Genomic DNA, 25,267 nt, shown 5'->3' with positions numbered 1-25,267 from the left:
AAAGAGCGCGGACTTCAAAATTTTGGACGGGCAGGACAGGCCCGGAAAGACAGGAACCAAGGAATGCGCACCGACACTGGCCAGGTCTTCAAACTCGAAGACTATCGCCCCAGCGACTATCTCATTCCGGAAACGAACCTTGAATTCCGTCTTTCGCCAGGCGCGACGATCGTCACGGCAATTTTGACCGTCGAGCGCCGGGATGGCGTCGCGGCCTCTACGCCGCTTGTGCTGGATGGCGACGGGCTGACGCTCAGGCGCGTCGAGATCGACGGCAGGAAAGCCAAGCCGACGGATTTTGCCGTGACGCCCGACCGACTGACCATCCTCAGGCCCCCGGCGGCGCGTCGCTTTCGGCTGTCGATCGAGACCGAGCTGGCGCCGTCGGGCAATGAAGCGCTGATGGGCCTCTACCGCTCAAGCAACGTCTATTGCACGCAATGCGAAGCAGAGGGCTTCCGCCGCATCACCTATTTCCTCGACCGCCCCGACATCCTTTCCGTCTACACCGTGCGGATCGAAGCCCGCCGCGACGAGGCGCCGCTGCTTCTGTCCAACGGAAACCGGGTCGACAAGGGCGATCTCGGCGATGGCTGGCACTATGCCATTTGGCACGATCCCTTCCCCAAGCCATCGTATCTGTTCGCGCTGGTCGCCGGCAATCTCGGCCGGGTCGCCGACAGTTTCGTCACCATGTCCGGCCGCACGGTCGAGCTCGGCATCTATGTCGAGCCCGGCAAGGAGAAGCTCGCCGGCTACGCCATGGATGCCTTGAAGCGATCGATGCAATGGGACGAGGAGGCATTCGGCCGCGAATACGACCTCGATGTCTTCAACATCGTCGCCGTGTCCGACTTCAACATGGGGGCGATGGAGAACAAAGGCCTCAACGTCTTCAACGACAAATATGTGCTGGCCGACCGGGAGACCGCGACGGACGCCGATTTCGCCAATATCGAGGCGATCATCGCGCATGAGTATTTCCACAATTGGACAGGCAACAGAATCACTTGCCGCGACTGGTTCCAGCTTTGCCTGAAGGAAGGGCTGACCGTTTATCGCGACCACGAATTCTCCGCCGACCAACGTTCGCGTGCGGTCAAGCGCATCGCCGAGGTACGCACGCTGCGCGCGCATCAATTCCCCGAGGACCAGGGGCCGCTGGCGCATCCGGTCAGGCCGCGCCGCTATCGCGAGATCAATAATTTCTACACGGCGACCGTCTACGAAAAAGGCTCGGAGGTGGTGCGCATGATCCGTACCATCCTCGGGCCTGATAGCTTTCGCGCCGGCATGGACCTCTATTTCGAGCGGCACGACGGCACGGCGGCGACGATCGAGGATTTCCTGACAGTGTTCGAGGAGGTGTCCGGCCGCGACTTGTCGCAATTCGCGCTCTGGTACCATCAGGCCGGCACCCCTAACCTGGCGGTGAGCTCGACCTATAACCGGGCGGAGCGGGAATTCACTCTGGAAATCGAGCAATCGGTGCCGCCGACCCCGTCGGAAAGCCGCAAACGACTGATGCACATACCGCTCGCCTTCGGTCTGATTGGCGCCGGCGGCGAGCCGGTCGCCTATGACGCGGTCGACGGCGCCAGCGTCGAGGACGGCATCATCCACATCCGCAAGCGCCGGCATGTGGTGCGCTTCTCAGGCGTCGCCGAGCGTCCGGCGATTTCGCTGAACCGCGGCTTCTCGGCGCCGATAACGCTTGCCGTCGAGCAGAAGACCGACGACCAGTTCTTCCTTGCCGGCCACGACAGCGACAGCTTCTCGCGCTGGCAGACCTTCAACACGCTGCTTACGGATGCATTGATCTTGGCCTTCCGCCAGATTCTCGACGGCGCCGAGCCTGGCTTCACCGCGCGGCTGACCGAGCTTGCCGGCAGGATCGCGAGCGACGAGACGCTGGAGCCGGCCTACCGGGCGCTGGCGCTTTCGCTTCCGGGCGAGACCGACATAGCGCGCGACATCGGCAAGAACATCGAACCCAACGCCATCTTCGCTGCGCGCGAGGCGCTGGCGCTGGCAATCGCCAGGGCTAACCGCGACGCGTTCGCCGGCCTCTACGAGCGGCTTGCCGACGCCGGCCCGTTCAGCCCGGACGCAGCTTCCGCCGGACGGCGGGCGCTGCGCAACGTCATGCTCGATTATCTCTCGCTGCTGTCAGATGGCGCCGGGCTTGCGGCGGAGCACTTCCGGTCGGCCACCAATATGACTGACCGCGCGGCGGCACTGACCGTGCTCGCGCACCGCCACCATGGTTCGCCGGAGGCAAACAAGGCACTGGCGGCTTTCGAAGCGACATATGCGTCCGACCCGCTTGTGATGGACAAATGGTTCCAGATTCAGGCCAGCGTACCCGGTCCGCAGGCGGTGGAGACGGTTCGCGCCCTGACCACGCATCCGGCCTTCTCGATGGCCAATCCGAACCGGGTGCGCTCGTTGATCGGCACATTCTCCAGTGCCAACCAGACCGGATTCCACCGCGCCGACGGCGAAGGCTACCGATTCTTCACGCAGACCGTGCTCGAGGTCGAAAAACGCAATCCGCAGGTGGCGGCAAGATTGGCAACGGCGCTCCGGTCGTGGCGTTCGCTCGAACCTGGCAGGCAGGCCAAGGCCAGGGAAGCGCTGCTTTCGATTGCCAATGCCGAAAACCTGTCGGCGGATTTAAGCGATATTGTCGAGCGTACGCTGGCGTGAGCCAGACCCAAGCGGCCACCATGGTGGTCGGCGGCAATGCCAAGGCAACGCCACCGGCCCGTCAGGCTGTGCTTCTGCTGCTCGAACGGATTCCCGCCTCCCTACGCGGGTATCAACATGGCGATGCGATGCACGCCGACCTCGGCGCTCGTATTCGTCGCCTCGTCGGTCTTGCCCTTGGCGCAAGTGTATATGTCGCCTTCCTTGAGCTTGAACTCCTTGTCGGCCTTCTTGATCGTGAATTCGCCCGCAGTGATGGTGCATACCATGTCGTTGTCCATCACCATCGCCGGCGCATGTGTGCCGGGCTGAAACACGACATCGACGATTGAGATGCTTTTGTAGGCAGGAATGTCTGAGTTTCCCGTGCCTACCTCCACCACTCTGATGCCGGGCGCAATCTCCTTGCCCTCCTTCGGGCCGTATGTCCTCGTTTTTGCCGACGCCGCCAGGGCGAACAAAGGCGTTACCGCTGCCGCTGACACGCCGAGAGCAATTGCAGATCTGCGATTCATGCTTTCCTCCCAATGTGCAATCCCGCACGGAATATGCGTGATTTCTAATATTATTCCCTTTCCACGGTAATCGCCATCGCATGCCTTTGCTCGGTTGGCGGAAAAGCCGCTATTTTAGTCGATTTTTAATCTTTTTTCGCCGGACCACTGGACAAGGCGAATCACCTTTGATTCTTTAATGGCGATTCGGAAGTGCGGCGTTTGCCGGATCATCAAGCATAGGCAAATCGGGGAGTGCCATTTATGGCGAAGGCGGACGCGTGGGGCGCGCCCGGAGGGATAGCTTTTGCGCGTCGCGAGACGCCGCGAGGCGACGGCCTTGCCGGGAATACGCGGCTCATCGCCGAACCGGCCTACAAGCGGCTTCTGGCGGCGGAGCCATTGCTGCGCCGATCGATACCGGCTCTCATCGTCATCTTCCTGATCGCGATCGCGGCGCTGCGCGTCCTGTCGCTGATGAACGAACGCGACGATATCGAGCGCAACGCCAAGGCGATCCTGATGCTGGCGTCCGGTCAACTGGCGAGTTCGCTGGCCACCACGTCCGACACCGCGCCGGGCGCCATCCAGGACCTGTTGGAAACGACCAGCCGCCAGGGCGCGATGAGCCGCGGCCACGTTCTTGTCATCACCGACAGCGCCTTCAAGATCACCGCGGTGACGCCGCGCTCGATGTCCTGGCAAGGCCGTTCGCTGGATAGCCTCGCCCAGGGCGGCCAGCCTCTGTTCATGTTCGGCGACCGCGCCGGAGTGATGGAGGTCGATATTGGCGGGCAGGACTGGTATGCAGCGGTCAGCCTGACGAACGGTCGCAAAGGCGCGGCAGCGGCGCTGGTGCCGCAGGACGCGGTTTTCGACGCCTGGCGCAAGACAGTCTCGCTGAATGTGACGCTGTTCGTACTGACGGCCGGCGTGCTGATCATCATCCTCTATGCCTATTTCGGCCAGGCGGCGCGCGCGCAGGCGGCCGACCGCATCTATCTCGAAGCGCATCAACGCATCGACATGGCGCTGGTACGCGGCCGCTGCGGCTTGTGGGACTGGGACATGGTGCGCGGCAAGATGTATTGGTCGCGCTCGATGTACGACATGCTGGGCTACGAGCCATGCGACACGATGCTGTCCTTCGGCGAGGTCGACGAGATCATCCATCCCAATGATGGCGACTTGTTCCAGCTCGCCAACAAGATCGTCGCGCGCGAGATCGATCATATCGATCAGGTGTTCCGGATGCGGCATGCCGACGGGCAGTGGGTATGGATGCGCGCAAGGGCGCAGGTCATGGATCCGGAAGCACCCGAAATCCAGTTGATCGGCATCGCCGTCGACGTCACCGAGCAGCGTCACCTGGCGCTTCGTTCCGAGGCAGCCGATTTGCGCCTGAGGACGGCGATCGAGAACATCAACGAGTCCTTCGTGCTGTGGGATGCCGCCGAGCGGCTGATCATGTGCAATTCCAAATACCAGAAGGACAATGGCCTTTCGGACCGTGACGTGATGCCAGGCGCCGTGCGCGCCACGTTGGAAGAGCGCATGCTCGCTTTCGCTTCCGATCGGCGGCTTGCCAACAGCAATGGACCGCAGGGCGGCGCGACGTTCGAACGGCAGCTGGCCGACGGCCGCTGGTTGCAGGTCAACGAACTCAGAACCCGCGACGGCGGCATTGTCTCGGTCGGATCCGACATCACCCAGATCAAGCTGCATCAAGAAAAGCTGGTCGACAGCGAGCGCCGGCTGATGGCGACCATACACGATCTCAGCCTCGCCCGCCGGGCCGAAGAGGAGCGCGCGCGCGAACTGGTCGAGCTCAACCGCAAATACATGAAGGAAACCGAGCGCGCCGAAGCGGCGAACCGGGCCAAGTCCGAATTCCTGGCCAACATGTCGCATGAACTGCGCACGCCCTTGAACGCCATCATCGGCTTCTCCGAGCTGATGGAACAGGGGCTGTTCGGCCCGCTGGGATCGGAGCGCTACGAGGAATACGCCACCGACATCAACAGCAGTGGCAAATATCTCCTGGGCGTCATCAACGACATTCTCGACATGTCGAAAATCGAGGCCGGCCAATTCTCGCTCGACCGCGAAGAGATCGATCTCGGCCCGCTGATCAGCGAGACGGTCAGGGTCGTCTCGCTGCAGGCCGCACAGAAGGCGATCACCGTGGAGACCCGCATCGCCGACGCGCTGACGCTGTTTGCCGACCGCCGAGCGATCAAGCAGATCGTCATAAACCTTTTGTCCAACGCAGTGAAATTCACCGGCCAAGGCGGCCACATATCGGTCAGGGCCCGTAATACCTCAGGGGCGCTGGTGCTGACGATCGAGGATAATGGCTGCGGCATCCCGAAGGAGGCGCTCGGCAAGCTCGGACGGCCCTTCGAACAGGTGCAGAACCAGTTCTCCAAGAGCCATGCCGGGTCCGGCCTCGGCCTCGCCATCTCGCGCTCTTTGGCCGAACTGCAAGGCGGTGCCCTGAAAATCCGCTCAACCGAAGGTGTCGGCACGATCGTGTCGGTGCGCATTCCCGTGAAGAAGGCGACGCCCGTGGTCAAGGTCGCGGCTTAAGCAACGGGCTCCGGCGATGTCGCCGAAGCCCGTGCCGGAAGGCGTTATTGCATGCTGCCGTCGTCGCCTTCGTCATCCCACTGACGGTGTAAGCCAAAGCGGCCGCCCTTTGGCAGTTCGCCCTTCTTGATCTTTCCGTCGTTGTTCTTGTCGAGCAGGGCAAAGAGCTTCTTGTCGCGACTGGCGATGTCGTCCGTCGTCAGCGTACCGTCGCCCTTGTTGTCGTAACGCGCGATGATGCGCCTGGCCATGTGCTCGAAGCGGGCCTTTTCCAGCGCTGCGGCGAGCTGCTCCACCGTGAGCTTGCCACCATTGTCGGCGACCAGCTTCTTCAACCGCGAATCCATGACGCTTGAGAACTGGTCGAAGCTGATGGTGCCGTCATTGTCCTTCATCGCCTTGTTGAGGCGCATCATCGTGCGCTCACGCATGTTTGCGCTGTCGATGTTCTCGGCATAGGCCGCAGTGCCGACGGCTCCTGCCAACGCGATGAAGGCGAACGCGAGCTTGGTTGTCTTTCTCATGGTCTTCTCCTGTTGCATCGTCACCCCCGATGCGATCCGCACGGCCGTTGATCACGGCCGCCCGGCACGAAGCAGAAGGTTGAAATCCTTCCTGACCTTCCGCGACGTCTCCTTGAGATGTGCTTCCAGCACACCGAAATCCGGCAAGTCGGTGACCGCCAGAAGCAGATCCGAAAGCCCCGGCGGCACATCGTCCCGCTCGAACTGGCCGGTGAGGCAAAGCCTGATCATCTGGGTCAGCGCCAGATAGAGGCGGTAGGCCTCGCCAAGCTCCTCCCTGACATCGGCGGCTGCGAATTGTGGCGCAAGGCGCGACAATACCTCCGCGGTTGCCGTGACCCTGCGGCCGGACTCGACATTGCCCGTGACGACGGCCACCTGGGCGATGAATTCGAGATCGATCAGGCCGCCGGCAATGAGTTTGATGTCCCAGAGGTCGCGCGGCGGCTTTTCCTTTTCGATCATGGTGCGCATGTCGGACGCTTCCGCTTTCACCTTTGCTGCGTCGCGCAATTGCCCGAGCACCGCCGCAACGTCGGCTTCGACCTCGGCACAGAGCCTGGCATCTCCGGCAATGGCGCGCGCCCGCGACAGCGCCATGTGCTCCCAGGTCCAGGCCTCCTGGCGCTGGTATTTCTTGAAGGCGTCGACGTGGGTGGCCACTGGCCCCTTGTTGCCGGACGGCCGCAGCCGCAGGTCGAGTTCATAGAGCACGCCTTCCGCGGTCGGCGCGGAAACGGCCGAGATGAGGCGCTGCGTCATCCTGGTGTAGTAATGCGAGGGCGCCAGCGGTTTTTCACCGTCGGATTCCTCGGCGTCCGCATCGTGATCGTAGAGCAGGATGAGGTCGACATCCGACCCCGCCGTCAATTCACGGCTGCCGAGCTTACCCATGCCGAGCAGCGAAACCACGCCGCCGGCGATTGTACCATGGCGCGCCTCGAATTCGGCCATAACCGCGCGCAACGCGGCCTCAATGGTGAGGTCGGCCAGGTCAGAAAAGGCGCGGCCTGCGCGGGCCGGATCGATCGAGCCGGCGAGCAGCCGCACGCCGATCAGGAATTTCTGCTCGGAGGCAAAGATGCGCAAACGATCGAGAACGTCCTCATAGGCGCGGTCGCCTTCGAGGAAAGCGGTAAGCCGTGCCGATAGATAGCCACGATCCGGCAATTCGGTGAGAAGAGCGGGATCGAGCAGGCCATCGAACACATGTGGCCGGCGCGTGATGATCGCGGCCAGTCGTGGCGCGGCGCCCATGATCGTCGCCATAAGCTTCAGCAACGCCGGATTGGACTGGAGCAGCGAGAAGAGCTGGATGCCTGCAGGCAGGCCGGCGAGGAACTCGTCGAAACGGATCAACGCCTCATCGGCCCGACGCGTCTGGCCGAAAGCCTTGAGCAGCGCCGGCGTCAGTTCCGTCAGTCGCTCGCGCGCCTCAGCCGACTGGGTGACGCGGTAGCGACCGAAATGCCAGCCACGGATCACGCGGCAGATGTCGCTCGTTCGCTGGAAGCCGAGACCGTGCAACGTCTGCAGCGTATCGGGGTCGTCGACGTCGCCGGTGAAGACCAGATTGCCGATGCCTGCCGAAAGCTCCGGCGCGGTTTCGAACAGCGCCGCGTAGTGACGTTCGACCTGCTGCAGCGAGGCGCGGAAGCCCAGGGAAAAAGCAGCCGCATCGGCAAAGCCCAGCATGCGCGCGATTCGCTCCAGCCCTTCATCATCCTCCGGCAGGGTGTGCGTCTGCTCGTCGGCCACCATCTGGATGGCATGCTCGACCCGGCGCAGGAACCAATATTGCCGGGCCAGTGCGTCGCGTGCCTCGGCGGTGATCCAGCCGCGCGCGGCCAGTTGGCCGAGCATCGGCACGGTCTCGCGGCCTCGCAGTTCCGGGAAGCGGCCGCCGGCGATGAGCTGCTGCGTCTGGACGAAGAACTCGATCTCGCGGATGCCGCCGCGTCCGAGCTTGACGTTGTGGCCCTTGACCGCGATTTCGCCATGCCCCTTGTGGGCGTGGATCTGGCGTTTGATCGAGTGGACGTCGGCGATCGCGGCATAGTCCATGTATTTGCGCCAGATGTAAGGTTGGAGCTCCTTGAGGAAAGCGGTGCCGGCGTCCAGATCGCCGGCCACAGGACGCGCCTTGATCATGGCAGCGCGCTCCCAGTTCTGGCCGCGCGCCTCGTAGTAGCGCAGCGCCGCCTCGACCGGGATCGCCAGCGGGGTCGAACCGGGATCGGGACGCAGCCTGAGGTCGGTGCGGAAGACATAACCATGTTCGGTGCGGTCCTGCAGGATGCGCACCAGACGGCGCGTCAGCCGCGAAAACAGCTCCGTCGCATCGAGCGGATCGACGACGGCCGACGCTTCCGGGTCGAAGAAGACCACGAGGTCGATATCGGAGGAAAAATTGAGCTCATGCGCGCCAAGCTTGCCCATGCCGAGCAGGATCCAGCCCGACCGGTTCGAGGGATTGGCGGGATCCGGCAACTTCAGCTTGCCCTGGCCATGCGCGTCGCGCAGCAGAAAATCGACGGCGGCGCGCGTGCACGCATCGGCAAGGTCGCTCAACCGCCGCACCGTAAGCGAGGTCTCGGCCTCGGCGGCCAGATCGGCCAGCGCGATCAGGAAATGCGCATCGGCCTTCCATTGCCGCAGTTCCATCATCAATCTGGATTCGGAGATCGTCTCGGAGAACGATGCCCGGTCGATCGCCACGATGATCGCCTTCAGCCGGGCCTCGACCGGCTGGTCGAAAAGCCCATCCAATATCTGCGGCCGGCGACGCGCCATGTCACGCAGGAACGGCGAGAGGTCGAAGACAGCGGCCAGGAAGTCCTGCGCCTCACCCGTTCCAGCCAGGAATTTCGCCAGCCGTGTCAATCCTTCTTCGGGTGCCAAGGTGGCGATCTCGGCCAGCTCCTGCCGGGCCCGGCTGTCGTCCAGAGGAGCAAGCCTTGCCGCGGGCTTCAACAGCCAGTCCTTCGCCGTCCGCTTTGCAGCCGCCGTCATCAATGATCCTCCCGCGCGGGAAAACTCATGACCACGGATAATCCGGGATTACCAGGCAACAGATCAAGCCGGCCATAGTGGAATGTCATGACCGCCTTTGCGAGGCTGAGGCCAAGCCCGGAACCTGGCTGGGAACGGCTCTTCTCGAGCCGCACGAACCGTTCCGTCGCCCGGGCGCGATCGGCATCGTCCGGAATGCCCTGGCCGTTGTCGGCGACGACAAGCCTGATTTCGCCATGCGCGCGTTCGAGCGTCACGCGGACAGTCGGCTTGGAGGTGGAATCGGTCGAGTACTTGATCGCATTGTCGACGATGTTAGACAGCGCCTGGCCGATCAGCTCGCGGTTGCCGTCGACAAGGAATGCGCCATTGACCGCGGCTTCGAGCGAAACGCCAGCCTCTTCCGCCACCGGCTCGTAGAGTTCGACGACATCGCGCACGGCTGCGGCCAGATCGACGCGACTGGTGCTTTCGGAGGAATAACCCGCCTCCAGCCGGGAGATCATCAGGATGGCGTTGAAGGTCTTTATGAGCTGGTCGGACTCGGCGATGGTGCCTTCCAGCGCCTGGCGGTAGTCCGATGTCTTGTGCTTGCCCGAAAGCGTCGCCTCGGCGCGGTTGCGCAGCCGGGTCAGCGGCGTCTTCAGATCATGCGCGATGTTGTCGGAAACCTGCTTCAGTCCCTCGTTGAGCATGGCGATCCTGGCCAGCATGGCGTTGAGGTTCTCGGAAAGCCGGTCGAATTCGTCACCGGCACCGGTCACCGGCAGCCGGCCCGAAAGATCGCCGCCCATGATGCGGCGGCTGGCTTCCGAAACGCCATCGATGCGCTTCAGCGCGGCGCGGCCGACGAAGAACCAGATCAACAGCCCGCCCAGCCCCATCATGCCGAGCGCCAGCATCAGGGAGCGGCGGATGACGGCGCGGAACCGCTCAGGTTCGCCGAGATCGCGGCCGACCAGCATGATCATCTGGTTCGGCAGGCGCAGCACCAGGGCGATCGCATTGTGGCCCTTCTCACCTTCGGATCGGACCGCCGTATCGCCGGCTTGGGGCGTGGTCTGATCGGAAGGTGTGCTGCGCTGCCGGTCGAGCTCGCCTTCGCCGAAACGACGGTAGGAGAACGGCTCGGTCGTCCAGCCTTCGGTTTCGATGACCCCCGGCTCCAGGCTCTGCACGTTGCCGGTCAGGATCTGGCCGTTGGCGTCGGCGATCAAATAGAGATTGGCGCCGGGCTGGCGCGAGCGCTGCTCCACCACGCGCACCAGGACCGGCAGGCCGCCGCGCTGGTAGGCGCGGGCAAGGCCGAGCACCTCGTCGTTGATGGTCTCCTGCGTCTGCGCGGTCAGCATGCGCGCCGAAAGCGAGGTCATGTAGAGGACAAGCAGTACGGCGCAGAGCGCGAAGAGCAAGAGATAGAGCGCCGAGAGCCGCGCAGCCGTCGTCTTCATGATGGCAGGCACGGAAAGGGCCATGCCGCCGCCTAACCGGCCCTAAGCATGTAACCGGCGCCGCGAATCGTATGCAGGATGGGCTTGTCGAAGCCTTTTTCGATCTTGCCGCGCAGTCGCGAGACATGGACGTCGATGACGTTGGTCTGCGGATCGAAATGATAATCCCAGACATTTTCGAGCAGCATGGTGCGCGTCACCACCTGACCGGCATGGCGCATCAGATATTCAAGCAGGCGGAACTCGCGTGGCTGCAGCGTGATCTCGCGTCCGGCGCGCCTGACCGAATGCGAAAGCCGGTCAAGTTCGAGATCGCCGACGCGGTAGACGGTTTCGGCTTCCTTGGCGCTGGCCCGGCGGTTCAGCACCTCGACGCGGGCGAGCAGCTCGGAAAAGGCATAGGGCTTGGTCAGATAATCGTCGCCGCCGGCGCGTAGGCCGGTGACCCGATCGTCGACCTCGCCCAGCGCCGACAGGATCAGTACCGGCGTGGCGTTCCCCCTGGAGCGCAGGCCGGCGATGACCGAAAGGCCGTCGCGGCGCGGCATCATCCGGTCGATGACCATCACGTCGTAGTCGCCGGCATCGGCGAGCGCGAAGCCGGTCTCGCCGTCACCCGCGACATGCGCGGTGTGCCCGGCCTCGGTAAAGGCTTTCTGCAGATAATCCGCAGCCTCGCGATCGTCTTCTATGACGAGAATCTTCATAGGACCGTTATACGCGATTTCGCTGGAAGATTGAGTAGCCGGCATCTGCATTTTAGCCTTCGCCAAAGCGCATCGCGATCAAGATGATCCAGGCCGCGCGCGATAAAGTCTTGGTTCTCTGGTGTTACTGTCCCAGCATGCTGCCGGCATGCCGTTGCCACCAAAGCGCTCCGCTTGTTCGCTCAGCCTGAGCGCATGGCCCGCGGGGTGAGTGCGGCAGCGGGCGATGGGAAGCCCGCTGCCGCCGGAGGGGAGCACGATGACTGACTAACGTGCTCGGCTCCATACTTCCCGTGCGGCGGCTCGGGGGTGTTTGAAACCGCCGCACTGGAAAAGTCGTTGTCAGCCCTTGGCGACGGGCAGCGCCACGAAGCGGTTGTTGTCGTCGCGGGTAATCTGCATCAGGACGGCCTTGCGCCCGGATTTCACCGCTTCGTCCATGGCCTTGGTGACGTCGTCGGTGCCGTTGACTTCCATCGAATTGACCGCGGTGATGATGTCGCCCGGCTGGATGCCACGGTCGGCGGCATCGCTGTCGGGATCGACATCGGTCACCACCAAACCCTTGCCGTTCTCGGATTTGGTGACGGTCAGACCGAGATCGGCGAGCGTATCGGCCTTAGCCGGAGCCGCAGGCTTGTCGTCGGCCGAGGCCTGCTTGTCGCTTGAAGGCAGCTTGCCGAGCTCCACCTTGACGCTCTGGCTCTTGCCGTCGCGCCAGACCGTGACGTCAACCGACTTGCCCGGCGAATAGGCGCCAATCAGGCGGGCGAGCTCCTTCGGCGAAGCAACATCCTTGCCGTCGACCTGGGTGATCACGTCACCGGCGGTGATGCCGCTCTTCTTGCCGGGGCCGTCGTCCTGTGCGCTGGATACCAGTGCGCCGTTGTTGGACTTCAGGCCGAGCGATTCGGCGATGTCTGATGTGACCGGCTGGATCTCGACGCCGAGCCAGCCGCGCTGCACGGCACCGCTCTTCATCAGATCCTCGACGACCTGCTTGGCGGTCGAGGCAGGAATGTCGAAGGCGATGCCGACGCTGCCGCCGGAAGGCGAGAAGATAGCGGTGTTGATGCCGACCACCTGACCGCTGAGGTTGAAGGTCGGGCCGCCAGAATTGCCGCGGTTGACCGAGGCGTCGATCTGGATGAAATCATCATAGGGACCGGCGCCGATGTCACGGCCCCGCGCCGAGACAATGCCGGCGGTGACGGTGCCGCCGAGACCGAAGGGGTTGCCGACGGCCACGACCCAATCGCCGACCCGAACCTTGGAGTCGTCGGCGAAGTCGACATAGGTAAATTTGCCGCCACCCTCGACCTTGAGCACCGCGAGGTCGGTGCGCGGGTCGGTACCGACCAGCTTGGCGTCGAGTTCCTTGCCGTCATTGGTCACCACGGTGAAGGCGGTGCCCTCTTCGACGACATGGTTGTTGGTGACGAGATAGCCATCCTCGGAGATGAAGAAGCCCGACCCTTGAGCCACCGGGCGCGGCTCGCCATTACCGCGGTCACGATGCCCGAACCGGCGGTGGCCATCGTCGTTCTGGCCGCCCTGATCGCCAAAGCCGCGGAATTCCTTGAAAAAGCGGCGCAGCTGCGGATTGTTGGGCAAATTGTCGAAACCGTCCTGGTCGTCGGAGCCGTCATCGGCGGTGGGCTGGACCTTGGCCTTGACCTTGACGCTGACAACGGCGGGCGAAACGCGCTCGACGACATCGGCGAAGCTGGGGACCTGCGGCGCCTCGACGCGCACGGCATCGGCCAGAACGGGGCTGGTTCCGCTGGTCAACGCGCCAACGCCGATCGCGCCGGCAACGGCGACGGAAGCGACGGCAGCCAGGAGACGCTTGCGGGTGCGGGAATATGAATTGGGGGCAATATTCATGGGGTCTCGTATCCTCTTTTCGAAGGGACGCGCCTTGTCGGCATCCTGAGGAAGAGAATTAGAGCGGCGTACATTACGACGCCATTTCCGACGCATGAAACTTTGGTAATGTTGGCGAACGATCGCCGCCTGCACTCAATCGCGGCGCAGGATCGCCTCCAGTGCCGCCCGCTCGTCGGCGGAGAGGGATTTTGTCGCCAGTGTCCGGCGCGATCTCGCGCTGAGCACGACGAACAGGCCACCGGCCAAAAGCAGGATCACCGGCGTGCCCCAAAGCAGAGCGTTGCGCAGGTCGAAGCGCGGCTTCAGCAGCACGAACTCGCCGTAGCGCGAAACCACATAGTCCATCACCTGCTTGTCGGTATCGCCAGCGACCAGGCGCTGGCGCACCAGAACGCGCAGGTCACGGGCAAGATCGGCATCGGATTCGTCGATCGACTGGTTCTGGCAGACCATGCAGCGCAGCCCTTCCGACAGCGCTCGCGCCCTCGCTTCCAGCGTCGGATCGGCAAGCATCTCGTCGGGCTTCACCGCCAGCGCCGTGCCGGCAAAGGACAGCGCCAGCACCATCACGAGCGACGCGATGGACAACTTCGCCTTCATGGCAGGCCCGCGGGGCTCATGGCGCCGGCCTGCTTGCGGCGGCGCGAGGGTGCGCCGACGCGCAGGCGCCTGTCCATCAGCGACATGGCCGCACCAACCATCATGACCAGGCCGCCGCCCCAGATCAGCGTCACCAGCGGTTTCCACCACAGGCGCACCACGACCGATCCGTCATTGCCCTCGTCGCCGAGCGAAATGTAAAGCTGCGAAAGGCCCATCGTCCTGATGCCTGATTCCGTCGTCGTCGTCTGGCGTACCGGATAGAAGCGCTTGGCCGAGCTGATTTCGCCAACCGGACTGCCGCCGACGCCGATCAGTTGGAAGCGACCGCGATCCTCGCTGTAATTCGGTCCCTGCGCCGGATGGAGCCCGACGAAACGCAGAGTGTGGCCGGACAATTCGACGGTTTGCCCGGCATGCATCGACAGTATCTTCTCGGTGCCGAAGCAAAGCGTGCCGACGATGCCAAGCGTGGTCAGGCCAAGACCGAGGTGGGCAAGCGCTGTGCCGAAGACCGAGCGCGGCAGGCCGAGCAGGCGCCTGACCATGACCCTCGCAGCCACATTGCCGAACCCCGCCTTGACGGCGAGGTCGGTGAGAGCGCCGAGGATCAGCCAGACGGCAAGACCCACGCCAAGGGCTGCGAATACCGAAGCGCCGTTGATGAACAGGGCGGTGACCAGCGTTGCCAGAAGCGCCGCCGCGAAAGCTGCCATCAGGCGCTGCGCGACGGCGAAGACGTCGCCGCGCTTCCAGGCCAGCAGCGGCCCGAACGGAACCATGGCCAGCAACGGCACCATGAGCGGTCCGAAGGTGAGGTCGAAGAACGGCGCGCCGACCGAAATCTTGTCGGCCGAAAGGGCCTCGACGGCCAACGGATAGAGCGTACCGACGAGCACGGTGGCGGTGGCCGTGGTCAGGAACAAATTGTTCAGCACCAGCGCGCCTTCGCGCGAAACCGGATGAAAGAGGCCGCCGGCCGTCAGCCTCGAGGCCCGCAGTGCAAACAGCGTCAATGATCCACCGATGAACAGCGTCAGTATGCACAGGATGAAGATGCCGCGCGTCGGATCGGTGGCGAAGGCATGCACCGAGGTCAGGACGCCCGAACGCACCAGGAAGGTGCCGAGCAACGACAGTGAAAAGGTCAGGATGGCGAGCAGCAGCGTCCAGATCTTCAGCGCCGAACGCTTTTCCATGACGATGGCCGAATGGAGCAGCGCGGTGCCCGCCAGCCACGGCATGAAGGAGGCGTTCTCGACCGGATCCCAGAACCAGAAGCCGCCCCAGCCGAGCTCGTAATAAGCCCAATACGAGCCCATGGCGATGCCGCCGGTCAGGAACATCCAGGCCACCAGGGTCCACGGCCGTACCCATCGCGCCCAGGACGCATCGATGCGTCCGTCGATGAGCGCGGCTACCGAGAACGAGAAACAGATCGAGAAGCCGACATAGCCGAGATAGAGCAGTGGCGGGTGCACTGCGAGGCCGAGATCCTGCAAAATGGGATTGAGATCGCGCCCTTCGATGGGCGCCGGCGAAAGCCTGGCGAAGGGATTGGACGTTGCCAGGATAAACAGGAAGAATGTCGCGCCGATCGCACCCTGCACGGCAAGCACGTTGGCGCGTAGCGTCGCCGGCAGGTTGGAGCCGAAGGCGGCGACCAGCGCACCGAAGAAGGTCAGGATCAACACCCAGAGCAGCATCGAGCCTTCGTGATTGCCCCAGGTTCCAGTGATCTTATAGATCATCGGCTGCAGCGAATGGGAATTTTCCCAGACGCTGGCGACCGAGAAATCGGAGCTCGCATAGGCGCTGACCAGTGCGGCGAAGGACAGCGCCGTCAGGGCAAAGCCGGTGATCGCGACGGGAGCGCCGACCGCCATCAGGCGCTGATTGTTGGTGCGGGCGCCAAACAGCGGCACCACCGTCTGCACCAGCGCCAGCGCGAAGGCCAGGACCAGCGCGAAATGTCCGGTCTCAACCATGATCGCCAACCCGGCTATATCGAGCCTGCCTATTCACTCTTGCTCTCCTGCCAAACGCCCTTGGCCTTCAGCCCATCGGCCACTTCCTTGGGCATGTAGCGCTCGTCGTGCTTGGCCAGAACGCTGTCGGCCACAAAGACGCCATCCGGGCCGAACGTGCCCTCGGTGATGACCCCCTGCTCCTCGCGAAATAGGTCAGGCAGGATGCCTGTATAGGTGACCTTGACCGATTTATGGGTGTCGGTCACAGAAAACGCCACTGTCGCCCCCTGCCCGCGCTGGATCGTGCCTTTTTCCACCAGGCCGCCCAGCCTGATGCGCTGGCCCGGCTGCACCGTCGCCGTGGCCAGATCGGCGGGCATGTAGAAATAGGACGCCTTCTGGCCGAGCGCATAGAATGTCAGGCCGGTGGCGGCGCCGAGGAAGGCCAGGCCGCCCGCGATCACCGACAATCGTTTCTGTTTGCGTGTCATTGTCCGGTCCAGCCCTATTGCGTCGCCGTCAGGCCGAGCGAAGCGGCAAAAGCGGTGAATTTCCTGGCTTCGTCACTGTCGGCTCCAAAGACGGCAATAGCTCGGCTCAACGCCTCGCGCGCCTGGTCGGCCTTGCCCAGCACGATGTATGAACGAACGAGCCGCATCCATCCTTCCGGGTCGCGCGGATTCTGCCGCAGCTTCTCGTCGAGCCCGGCGACCATGGTGTTGATCATGGCTTCCCTGTCCTGCGGCGACATCGATGAAGCGGCATCGATATCGCCCGCGGTCGGTCCGTTTGCCGGCTCGCTCGAAGCGACGCCTGCATTGCCGGCGCCGGAACTATCGGACTTGGCCAGCGCCTGCTCGATCGCGCCGCGCCATGGCGAATCCTTCGGCAGCGTGCCCAGCATCGCCTGCCAGGCCGCGGCCGCCTCCTTGCTGCGACCCTCCTGGGCCAAGGCCATGGCAAGGTAGAAGCTGGCCTTGGCATTGGCCGGGTCAAGCTTCAGGGCCGCTTCGAAAGCCTCCTGGGCATCCGCCGAAACGATGCCGCCGGCGGCGCTGGCAATCGCCTCGCCGAGACCGGCCCGGCGAACGGCGCTGTCGCCGTCGAGGCGAATGGCGTTGCGATAGGCGGCGACCGCGTCGGAAAAGCGCTGCATGCGCAGATAGACCGGCGCCAGCACGTCCCATCCCCTGCCGTCGGACGGATTGGCGGCAAGATGGGCTTCGGCGCGACCCACAAGTTCGTCGACCGAGCTGTCGGCCGGATTCTTGGCCAGGCGCTCGCTGAGCGGCTGCGAGGGCAGATCGGGCGAGCCTATGTTGATGTAGAGGCCCCAACTGACCAGCGGCACCGCCAGCACGGCCGCGGTGGCGACAAGCCGCGTCGCGACGCATGTACGTCCGACGGATGCGCTGCCGGCCTGGTCCGCATTGTCGAGGCGAAGGATGCGCCGGGCGATCTCGGCGCGCGCCTCATCGGCTTCGGCAGGCTTGATCAGGCCACGGGCGGCATCGCGGTCGAGTTCGGACAGTTGGTCGCGATAAACTTCCAGATCGTGCTCGCCGCTCGAAGACGCGCTCCTGGCGCCACCGGCCAGCGGCAGCAGCACCGCCAGGCTGGCGCCCAGCGTTAGGATTGCGGCTATGACCCAGAACAGCATGGTTCTTCCAATAACGGCAGAGCCTTGCCCTGCCAACACAAGCATACTGCGACGCTTTGACGGCGGGCGCGCCGCATATCCTTCATCGACATCAACCGGCCGGGTCCGAAATGGACCGGCTAGCCTGTCAGGTGAGCGGCGTCCAACTGCCATCGGCGTTGCGGCAAGCCGTTCCACGCGCCGTGACCCCTGCCCCGCCGGTAAAGACGGTCTGCGTGTACTGGCGGCAGTCCTGTGAGCCGACGCGGTAGGGCTGAGCCGGAACCACTTCGCCATAACGGGACGCCTGGGTGCCCTTCCACGTCACCTTCTGGCCGCTCGTGGTGTATTCGAGCGCCTTGTATTCAGCCTCGAGCGCGCTGCGCTTTTCGGCGTCGCTAAGCCCGCTGCCGATCGACCCGCCAATGAGGCCGCCGCCCATCGCAGAGATAATCGTCGTGGCGACTTTGCCGCCGCCGGATGGCGTCGAGGCCGGCGTCGCAGCGATGGTGGGAGCCTTGCCGCCCAAGGTGGTGCAGCCAGAAACGGCCATCAATGCGGAAACAAGCGCGACGCGAATCTTCATGCCAACAACCGGTTTTCTTGAGCTGGAGCCTGTCATGGATGAGCCGGGGGCCGCGTCATCGGAGAAGTCGGCGAGCCTATAATGTTGATATTTGTCGGAAATTTGGCCGTTGGGCCCGCTACGGAGCCAATCGGTGCGCCGCCATAACATGCCCAGCCCGTCAATGTCGATCGGCCGGGGAAAGGCATCACTGAAGGCTCCGCAATCGCACTACCGCCTTCAATCCGCCCATGCCGGACCGTTCGAGCAGCAGTATGCCTCCATACTCGTTGACGAGGTCGGCGACAATGGCCAAGCCGAGACCCGTGCCCGGCTTGGTCTCGTCCAGGCGTCGTCCGCGTTTCAACGCTTCGCGCGCTTTTTCCTCGGGTATGCCCGGTCCGTCGTCTTCGATGGCGATCTCGAACATGTTGTCGTCCTTGTCACCCACGGGAACGACGGAAATCGAAACCGCGCTCTTCGCCCATTTCATCGCGTTTTCGAGCAGATTGCCGAGCAACTCCTCGAGGTCCTCGCGCTCGCCGGCAAAGACGATCTCGATCGGCGGCAGCGACAACGACAGGTTGGTCTGCGGATTGAGCTTCTGCAAGACCCTGACCATGCGCTGCACCAACGGCGCTATCGGCGTGCGATAGACGACGCTGTCGCGCTGCGCCGCGACGCGGGCGCGCTGGAGATAGTGATCGACCTGCTTCTGCATGGAAGCGGCCTGTTCGGCGATCAGTTGCCCCTTGGCGCCACCAAGCGCCCGCCCCTCGTTGAGCAGCACCGCCAGCGGTGTCTTCAGGGAATGGGCGAGATTGCCGACCTGAGTCCGCGAGCGCTCGACGATACGCCGGTTGTTCTCGATCAAGGCATTGGTTTCGTTGGCAAGCGGTTCAATCTCGGCTGGAAACTGGCCGTCAAGTCTTTGCGCGGTGCCTTCGCGCACCATGGCGAGCGCGTTCCTGACCCTTCGCAGCGGTTGCAGGCCGAGCAGGATGGCGATGGCGTTGATGGCGATCATGCCGACGCCGAACAGGGAAAGGTAGGTCAGGAGGCGGCGCTGGAAGGTGGCGATCTCCTGTTCCAGTTCGGTCTTGTTGCCCATGACGCGAAAGCGGGCGGCGCGGTTCTTGGCATCGAGAACGAATTCGCTCTCGAACACGACCAACTCCTCGCCATCGATGCCTTGCGCCGCGTAGCTGCGCTGGAAATTGGCGTTGAAGGGAACGTCCGCCACATCGGGCGACGGGATCGTCCTGGTCATCGACGATGAGTGGAGATTGCCGTGCACGCCTTCCGAAGCGGGTTCGACGGACCAGTACCAGCCCGAATTCGGTTCCGAGAAGCGGAGGTCGCCGAGATCCGGAGCGCCGGCGAGCGCGCCGGTGTCGGAAATGCCGATGGAGCCGATCAGGTTGAACAGATGCGCAGAAAGCAGGCTGTCGAAACCGCGCTCGCTGGCCTGGCGGTAGAGCGTGGTAATGAGGGTGAAAATGACGATGAGGGTCAGGATCGCCCAGACCGTGGAAAAGGCGATGACGCGGAACGTCAGCGAGCGCGGCCACAAGCGCAGTGAGAGCCGCTTGCTCACGGTTGGGTTGGTAGGGAGCGGTTCCGCCTTACGCCTCCGGCTCACGCATGCGATAACCCATGCCGCGCACGGTTTCGATCATGTCGATGCCCATTTTCTTACGGAGCCGTCCGACAAACACCTCGATCGTGTTGGAATCGCGGTCGAAATCCTGGTCGTAGAGATGCTCTACCAGTTCGGTCCGCGAGACGACCTCGCCCATGTGATGCATCAGGTAGGCAAGCAGGCGGAACTCATGCGATGTCAGCTTCAACGGCACGCCGGCGACATCGGCCTTCGAGGCCTTGGTGTCGAGGCGTAGCGGCCCGCAGGTCAGTTCGGATGAGGCGTGGCCGGCGGCGCGGCGGATCAGCGCCCTGACCCGCGCCAGGACCTCCTCGATGTGGAACGGCTTGGTGACATAGTCGTCCGCGCCGGCGTCGATGCCGGAGACCTTGTCGCTCCAGCGGTCGCGGGCGGTCAGGATCAGCACCGGCATCTTGCGGCCGCCGCGCCGCCAGCGCTCGACCACGCTGATGCCGTCCATCTGCGGCAGGCCGATGTCGAGCACGACCGCGTCGTAGGGCTCGGTGTCACCGAGAAAATGGCCCTCCTCGCCGTCATATGCCCGGTCGACGACATAGCCGGCGTCGACCAGCGCATCCGATATCTGCCGGTTGAGATCCTTGTCATCCTCGACGACCAGTACGCGCATGCGAAGACCACTGCCTGTTGACCGATTGCTTCAGCTATAGGCCGATTCCGCCGGCCTGGGAAACGACGGGGGTCAGTTCTGCGGGACGACGATCTCGGAGCGGCGCGGACGCTGCCCGTTCTTGCCCGGAACGAGCACGACGATGACGCAGACCGGCTGCCCGCCTCGCGTCGACTGCGAGGCCTTGGCAAGCGTCCCGCCATTCTGCTCGGCCACCTGCTGGCCGATCGCGTAGCAGTCGGCCGCCGCCACGACAATCGATTCATCCTGCGCGGCTGCCGGCGCAACGCTTGCCGGCACCGCAAGCAGCCCGGCGCAGAGCGCCAGGGTCGCGGTTCGGAAATGGGAGCGAAGCGTTCTCATGGCCAGCGTTGTAACGCATCGGCGCTGAACGTGAAATGAACGGTGATCGCCGCTGAAACCATGCTCGCCACCCCTGCAATGCGAGACAAACAAATTGAGATTTCACCGCCCAACCCGATGAAACCCATGAAGTTCCAGTCTAGACTCCGTTTCGTTCATATTGAAAGCGCGCGTCAGGCGTTTTCCTGGGTCAGTGCCCGAAAACGCAGCAGGCCGTGATGGACAAGCAGTTCCTCGTCATACCGCGCCTCGCTGAATTCGAGCGACAGGCGTGTCTGGCCGCGAGCACCGACCTCCAGCACCGCGTCGGCAAGGCGCGCCTCGATGGCATCCATGATAGCCCGCGTTTCGGCTTCCCCATGGGCCTTCGACCAGACATGCAGCGTAATAAGTTGATCGTCGCGGTTCTCGGCGCCGGTATCCCAGTCAAAGGCGCAGGTCTGGCCGCATGTCACGTAGGGAAAGGCGACGTTGTCGGTTGGTTGTTCGCGCAGTCCGGCGCCGCCCAGCAGAGCCGACAGGGACGGATCGCTTTTTAGCCTCAGAAACAGTGCCTGTTGCAAATCGCCGGGCGCCGTCATCGTTTCTCCCTCACCCGGTGCGCTATCGACCCTGCTCGCCAGAAGCTCTTCCGCACTCCAGACGCTTTGCCATATATAGCCATTTACCGAACGAACACGATTGCCGATTCGTTGTCACGATGATGAATGTCGATGATATCGAAAATACGACTTCCCGCCAATCTCGTCAGCGACGATGAATAGCGGGTACCCTTTGCGAACCGCAAGCATCAGCAACGCCCGGCAGCGCCGCATTTCCTAATTTCAGGAGCTGATCATGCTCGATCCAGAAAAGGCCAGGGCCGCGTCGCGCCTCCTGGTAGGCCATTGGGACAAGGGCACCCGCCTCGACGCCATACCCGAGGAATTGCGGCCGAAGACGCGGGCCGAAGGCTACGCCATCCAGTCGCACGTCATGGATCGCTCAGTGGCTCCGCTCTTCGGCTGGAAGATCGCGGCAACCAGCCTGGCCGGCCAGCGGCATATCAACGTCGACGGCCCGATGGCCGGGCGCCTCCTCGCCGAGAAGGCGGTCGAGGTCGGTGGCTCCGTTTCCCTGGCGACAAGCAAGATGCGTGTCGCCGAGATCGAATTCGCCTTCCGGTTCGGCCGTCAGTTGCCGCCTCGCCCGGCGCCTTATGAAATCGGTGATGTAGTGGACGCCGTGGCGAGTTTGCATCCGGCGATCGAAATACCGGACTCCCGCTATGACGATTTCTGCGCTGTCGGCGCGCCGCAGCTCATCGCCGACAATGCTTGTGCCAATCTGTTCGTCATCGGCGAGGCGGCGGAAGACGATTGGCGTGACGTAGATTTCGCGAAGCACCCGGTGGCCGCTTCTGTCTCTGGAAAGTCGCAGCATATCGGATCAGGAGCAGCCGTGTTGGGCGATCCGCGTGTTGCGCTGACCTGGATCGTCAACGAACTGTCGGGGCTGGGCATAACGCTCCAGCCGGGGCAAGTGGTGATAACCGGCACCTGCGTGACGCCGATAAATGTCGAGGCCGGCGACGAAGTCATCGGCGATTTGGGCAGGTTCGGCCGGGTCTCGGTGCGCTTCTGCTAGCAGTTTTACCCCTGTGACAATCCCCTGAGGCAGACAGGCCCCCGGTCATTGTCCTCCACGCAGCCGCACCACAACGCTGCGCACTGCAAGCACCAGCACGGTGATGACGATCAGGATCACTGAAAGTGCCGCGATCGCCGGGTCGATATTGTCGCGCAGACCCATCCACATCAACCTGGGCAGCGTGATGGCGTTGACCGAGGTGATGAACAGCGTGACGCCGATTTCCTCCCAGGAGAGCACGAAGGACAGCAGTGCCGCGGTGACGATGCCGAATTTGATGTTGGGCATGATGATGCGCGTGGCGCGCTCCCAAACGCTGGCGCCAAGGCCACGCGCTGCGAGGTCGATACGGCGGTCAAGCTGGCTGAGGGAGACCAGGATCAGCACCGTGGCGAAGGGCACCGTCATCACCGAATGCGCCATGGCCACACCCAGCCACGTGTCGTAGCCGAAAAAGGAACTGACGCCGGAGATCGAGGTGAGCAGGAAATAGAGCGTCACCGCCGAGACCACCGGCGGCACCACCATTGGCAACAGCACGAAGCCGACCAGAGCCGCGGTGAAGCGCGGCTGGAACATCCACACGCCAAGGCTGAAGCACAGTGCCAGCACCGTCGAGATGACACTGCTGACGATGCCGATCCTGATCGAGAGCAGGATGGACTGGAGCCAGCGCGGATCCTCGATTAGCGAGCGGTAGTGGCGCAGCGACAATTCGCCGGTCGGCATCGCCAGCATGCGGCTCGGCGTCAGCGACACCGGGATCACGGCCAGCAGCGGCAGGAGCAGGAACAGCGCCACCAGGACGGCGAGGGCAAGCGAGACGGGACCGGGGCGATAGGTCGGCATAGGCTACACCAATTGCTTCGGTCTGACGTAGCGGAAAAGCAGCGCCATCAGGATGCCGACGAACAACACCAGCACCACGCTGATGGCAGCACCCAGCCCCCAGTCCGGGCTCTGGAAGATGCGGAGATAGATCAGTTCGGCGATCATGACGCTGCGGCCACCGCCAAGGATCGCCGGCGTGACGAAGAAGCCGAGCGAGAAGACGAAGACGATCAGCGCGGAGCCGATGATGCCGGAGCGCGTCATCGGCACGAACACCGTCCAGAAGGTGCGCATGCGGCTGGAACCCAGCCCGCGCGCGGCGAGCAGCACACGCTCGTCGAGGCTGCGCATGGAAGACGCCAGCGGAAAGACGGCGAAAGGAATGAGGAAGTGCGTCATGCCGACGATGACGCCGAATTCGTTGCGCACCAGCGTCAGCGGTTCGCCAATGAAGCCGATCGACTGCAGCCAGGTGTTGATCAGGCCGCGGTTGGAGAGAAGCGCCACCCAGCCGAAGGCGCGCGTCAGCACCGATATCCAGAACGGCACCAGGATGCAGAATTCGGCCAGCACCCGCTGCGCCGGGCTGCCGCGCACCCAGACCACGGTGATGGCGTAGGCAGCGGCAACCGATACAACGGTGACGATCGCCGCGATGCGCAGCGTGCGGACGAACACCGACTGTACCAGCGGGTCGGTTATCAGCGCGCCGTACTGGCCAAGCCCCGGCGTCGGCAGCGTGAAGCTCCACTTCACCACGCCGAGGAACGGCCAGGCATAGGCGAGGCCAAGGAACAGGAGCAGCGGCGCCATCAGCAGCGCCGCGCCCATCCTATCCGAGAGAACGCCTCTCATGTCAGCCCAGCGCCGGTCAGGCGGAGATGATCTTGGTATATTCGTCCAGCGCCGCCCCGTAATTCTTGGCGTACCAGTCCATGTCGAGCGGGATCTGCTTCTTCATGTTCTCGGGATCGACCGGGTTGATGCGCTTCTTGTCGGCGGGAACCAGAGCGTCGGCAGCCGGGTTGGCCGGGCCCTGACCGAGCTTGTCGAACATGACAAGCTGCTTTGCAGGGTCCTGCGCGCTGGCGATGAACTTCATCGCCGCGTCCTTGCCGCCGGGGTTGTTCTTCAACACGGCCAGTGCGCCGGGCGAAATCAGGCCCTGGTCCCAGATGAACTTGATCTGACCGCCCGAATCCTGCTCGATCAGCGAGGCTCGCGTCGACCAGACGATCGCCATCGAGGCTTCGCCGTTGAGCAACACGCTCTGGCTTTCCGCGCCGCCGCCCCAATAGGCGACGACGTTCTCCTTGAACGCGGCGATCTTGTCATGCGCGCGCTTGAGGTCGAGCGGATAGAGCGACGCCGGCGCGATGCCGTCGGCGAGAAGAGCCGCCTCCCAGCTCGACACGCCCCATTTGTAGAGGGAGCGCTTGCCGGGGAATTTCTTCACGTCGAAGAAATCGGCCATGCCGGTCGGGGCATTGCTGCCGTATTTCTGCGAATCGTAGGCGATCACATAGGAGAAGAAATAGGTCGAGGCGGCGTAATCCCAGCCGAAGCCCGGCCGCATCTTCTTCTTGTCGACTATTGTGTAGTCGATCGGCTCGAGCATGCCTTGCGCGCCAAGCGTGATGGCCGAGAACGGGTCGACGTCGACAAGATCCCAGGTCGGCGCACCGCTTTTAAATTGTGCCGCGATGGCCCCTTCGGTCGGGCCGGAGCCATCCATCTTGACGGTGATGCCGGTGTCCTTGGTGAAAGCCTGGCCATAGGCGGCGTCGTAAGCCGTGATGGCGTCGCCGCCCCAGTTGACCAGCACCAGTTCCTTCGCGGCGGCGAAGGACTTGGTCGAGCGCAGCAGCAGCGGCGTGCCGGCAAGCACGAGGCCTGCAAGTTGCGTGAATTGCCGGCGCGAGATCTCACCGCGCCTTGTCCTTTCGGAGAGCGTTTCGATGGCCTGTTTCTTGGTATCGTTCATGTTAGTTCCCCTTTGTTTT

21 protein-coding genes are annotated in these 25,267 nt (G+C 63.6%); 3 read left to right on the top strand and 18 right to left on the bottom strand.

The features are described 5' to 3' along the window. Window positions 1–63 precede the first annotated feature (63 nt). A complete protein-coding gene (gene pepN, locus FJ986_RS00335; RefSeq protein WP_140580866.1) occupies window positions 64–2,709 on the top strand; it encodes an aminopeptidase N in 2,646 nt (881 codons plus the stop codon). Window positions 2,710–2,810: 101 nt separating this feature from the next. Here pepN and FJ986_RS00330 read toward each other — a convergent pair whose 3' ends face one another. Beyond that, window positions 2,811–3,224: a hypothetical protein gene (locus FJ986_RS00330; protein ID WP_140673103.1), complete on the bottom strand. Its 414-nt coding sequence runs from the start codon at window positions 3,222–3,224 to the stop codon at window positions 2,811–2,813. A 243-nt stretch (window positions 3,225–3,467) separates the two neighbouring features. On the opposite strand from FJ986_RS00330, the gene FJ986_RS00325 reads away from it, so the two are divergent. Then, the gene (locus FJ986_RS00325; protein ID WP_140567695.1) at window positions 3,468–5,792 is read left to right on the top strand and encodes a PAS domain-containing sensor histidine kinase; all 2,325 of its coding nucleotides are present in this window, start codon (window positions 3,468–3,470) and stop codon (window positions 5,790–5,792) included. Window positions 5,793–5,836: 44 nt separating this feature from the next. On the opposite strand, the gene FJ986_RS00320 is transcribed toward FJ986_RS00325, so the two are convergent. The 14 genes from FJ986_RS00320 to FJ986_RS00255 all read right to left on the bottom strand — a co-directional run bounded on the left by FJ986_RS00320 (window position 5,837) and on the right by FJ986_RS00255 (window position 21,385). Beyond that, window positions 5,837–6,316 (bottom strand): DUF4179 domain-containing protein, encoded by a 480-nt coding sequence (locus tag FJ986_RS00320; protein WP_140520713.1) that lies wholly within the window; start codon window positions 6,314–6,316, stop codon window positions 5,837–5,839. 51 nt (window positions 6,317–6,367) lie between these two features. Beyond that, entirely contained in the window at window positions 6,368–9,328 is a 2,961-nt protein-coding gene (locus FJ986_RS00315) for a bifunctional [glutamine synthetase] adenylyltransferase/[glutamine synthetase]-adenylyl-L-tyrosine phosphorylase (protein ID WP_140673101.1), read from the bottom strand. Then, window positions 9,328–10,803 carry an ATP-binding protein gene (locus FJ986_RS00310; protein WP_140673099.1) on the bottom strand — a complete coding sequence of 492 codons (1,476 nt, stop codon included), beginning with the start codon at window positions 10,801–10,803 and terminating at the stop codon, window positions 9,328–9,330. The genes FJ986_RS00315 and FJ986_RS00310 overlap by 1 nt, the downstream gene beginning before the upstream one ends. A gap of 8 nt (window positions 10,804–10,811) precedes the next feature. Further along, entirely contained in the window at window positions 10,812–11,486 is a 675-nt protein-coding gene (locus FJ986_RS00305; protein WP_181165141.1) for a response regulator transcription factor, read from the bottom strand. Between the two features lie 342 nt (window positions 11,487–11,828). Continuing rightward, on the bottom strand, window positions 11,829–13,373 hold the full coding sequence (locus FJ986_RS00300; protein ID WP_140494686.1) for a Do family serine endopeptidase: 1,545 nt from the start codon (window positions 13,371–13,373) through the stop codon (window positions 11,829–11,831). 135 nt (window positions 13,374–13,508) lie between these two features. Continuing rightward, a complete protein-coding gene (locus FJ986_RS00295; protein WP_140494688.1) occupies window positions 13,509–13,976 on the bottom strand; it encodes a cytochrome c-type biogenesis protein in 468 nt (155 codons plus the stop codon). Then, window positions 13,973–15,964, bottom strand: a complete 1,992-nt coding sequence (locus FJ986_RS00290; protein ID WP_140494690.1) for a heme lyase CcmF/NrfE family subunit — start codon at window positions 15,962–15,964, stop codon at window positions 13,973–13,975. Before FJ986_RS00290 ends, FJ986_RS00295 begins: the two co-directional genes overlap by 4 nt. Before the next feature lie 29 nt (window positions 15,965–15,993). Further along, entirely contained in the window at window positions 15,994–16,437 is a 444-nt protein-coding gene (gene ccmE / locus FJ986_RS00285; protein WP_140494692.1) for a cytochrome c maturation protein CcmE, read from the bottom strand. A gap of 14 nt (window positions 16,438–16,451) precedes the next feature. Next, window positions 16,452–17,606, bottom strand: coding sequence for a c-type cytochrome biogenesis protein CcmI (ccmI, locus tag FJ986_RS00280; protein WP_140673097.1), 1,155 nt, complete (start codon window positions 17,604–17,606; stop codon window positions 16,452–16,454). 127 nt (window positions 17,607–17,733) lie between these two features. Further along, window positions 17,734–18,171, bottom strand: coding sequence for a hypothetical protein (locus tag FJ986_RS00275; RefSeq protein WP_140517972.1), 438 nt, complete (start codon window positions 18,169–18,171; stop codon window positions 17,734–17,736). Between the two features lie 187 nt (window positions 18,172–18,358). Further along, on the bottom strand, window positions 18,359–19,747 hold the full coding sequence (locus tag FJ986_RS00270; RefSeq protein ID WP_281406974.1) for an ATP-binding protein: 1,389 nt from the start codon (window positions 19,745–19,747) through the stop codon (window positions 18,359–18,361). A gap of 28 nt (window positions 19,748–19,775) precedes the next feature. Next, entirely contained in the window at window positions 19,776–20,441 is a 666-nt protein-coding gene (locus FJ986_RS00265) for a response regulator transcription factor (RefSeq protein ID WP_140494700.1), read from the bottom strand. Window positions 20,442–20,513: 72 nt separating this feature from the next. Then, window positions 20,514–20,804 carry a hypothetical protein gene (locus FJ986_RS00260; RefSeq protein WP_140494702.1) on the bottom strand — a complete coding sequence of 97 codons (291 nt, stop codon included), beginning with the start codon at window positions 20,802–20,804 and terminating at the stop codon, window positions 20,514–20,516. A 173-nt stretch (window positions 20,805–20,977) separates the two neighbouring features. Beyond that, window positions 20,978–21,385 (bottom strand): DUF3168 domain-containing protein, encoded by a 408-nt coding sequence (locus FJ986_RS00255; RefSeq protein WP_140494704.1) that lies wholly within the window; start codon window positions 21,383–21,385, stop codon window positions 20,978–20,980. Between the two features lie 256 nt (window positions 21,386–21,641). On the opposite strand from FJ986_RS00255, the gene FJ986_RS00250 reads away from it, so the two are divergent. After that, the gene (locus FJ986_RS00250; protein WP_140517970.1) at window positions 21,642–22,430 is read left to right on the top strand and encodes a fumarylacetoacetate hydrolase family protein; all 789 of its coding nucleotides are present in this window, start codon (window positions 21,642–21,644) and stop codon (window positions 22,428–22,430) included. 45 nt (window positions 22,431–22,475) lie between these two features. Here FJ986_RS00250 and FJ986_RS00245 read toward each other — a convergent pair whose 3' ends face one another. The 3 genes from FJ986_RS00245 to FJ986_RS00235 are packed head-to-tail and all read right to left on the bottom strand — an operon-like array spanning window position 22,476 to window position 25,248. Further along, on the bottom strand, window positions 22,476–23,282 hold the full coding sequence (locus tag FJ986_RS00245; RefSeq protein WP_140517969.1) for an ABC transporter permease: 807 nt from the start codon (window positions 23,280–23,282) through the stop codon (window positions 22,476–22,478). 3 nt (window positions 23,283–23,285) lie between these two features. Next, window positions 23,286–24,119: an ABC transporter permease gene (locus FJ986_RS00240; protein ID WP_140517968.1), complete on the bottom strand. Its 834-nt coding sequence runs from the start codon at window positions 24,117–24,119 to the stop codon at window positions 23,286–23,288. 16 nt (window positions 24,120–24,135) lie between these two features. Then, the gene (locus FJ986_RS00235) at window positions 24,136–25,248 is read right to left on the bottom strand and encodes an ABC transporter substrate-binding protein (RefSeq protein WP_140494711.1); all 1,113 of its coding nucleotides are present in this window, start codon (window positions 25,246–25,248) and stop codon (window positions 24,136–24,138) included. Window positions 25,249–25,267 lie beyond the last annotated feature (19 nt).

The sequence above is a fragment of the Mesorhizobium sp. B1-1-1 genome, assembly GCF_006442955.1.
Classification (GTDB): Bacteria; Pseudomonadota; Alphaproteobacteria; order Rhizobiales; family Rhizobiaceae; genus Mesorhizobium.
This window is presented reverse-complemented; position numbering and strand designations above follow the sequence as displayed.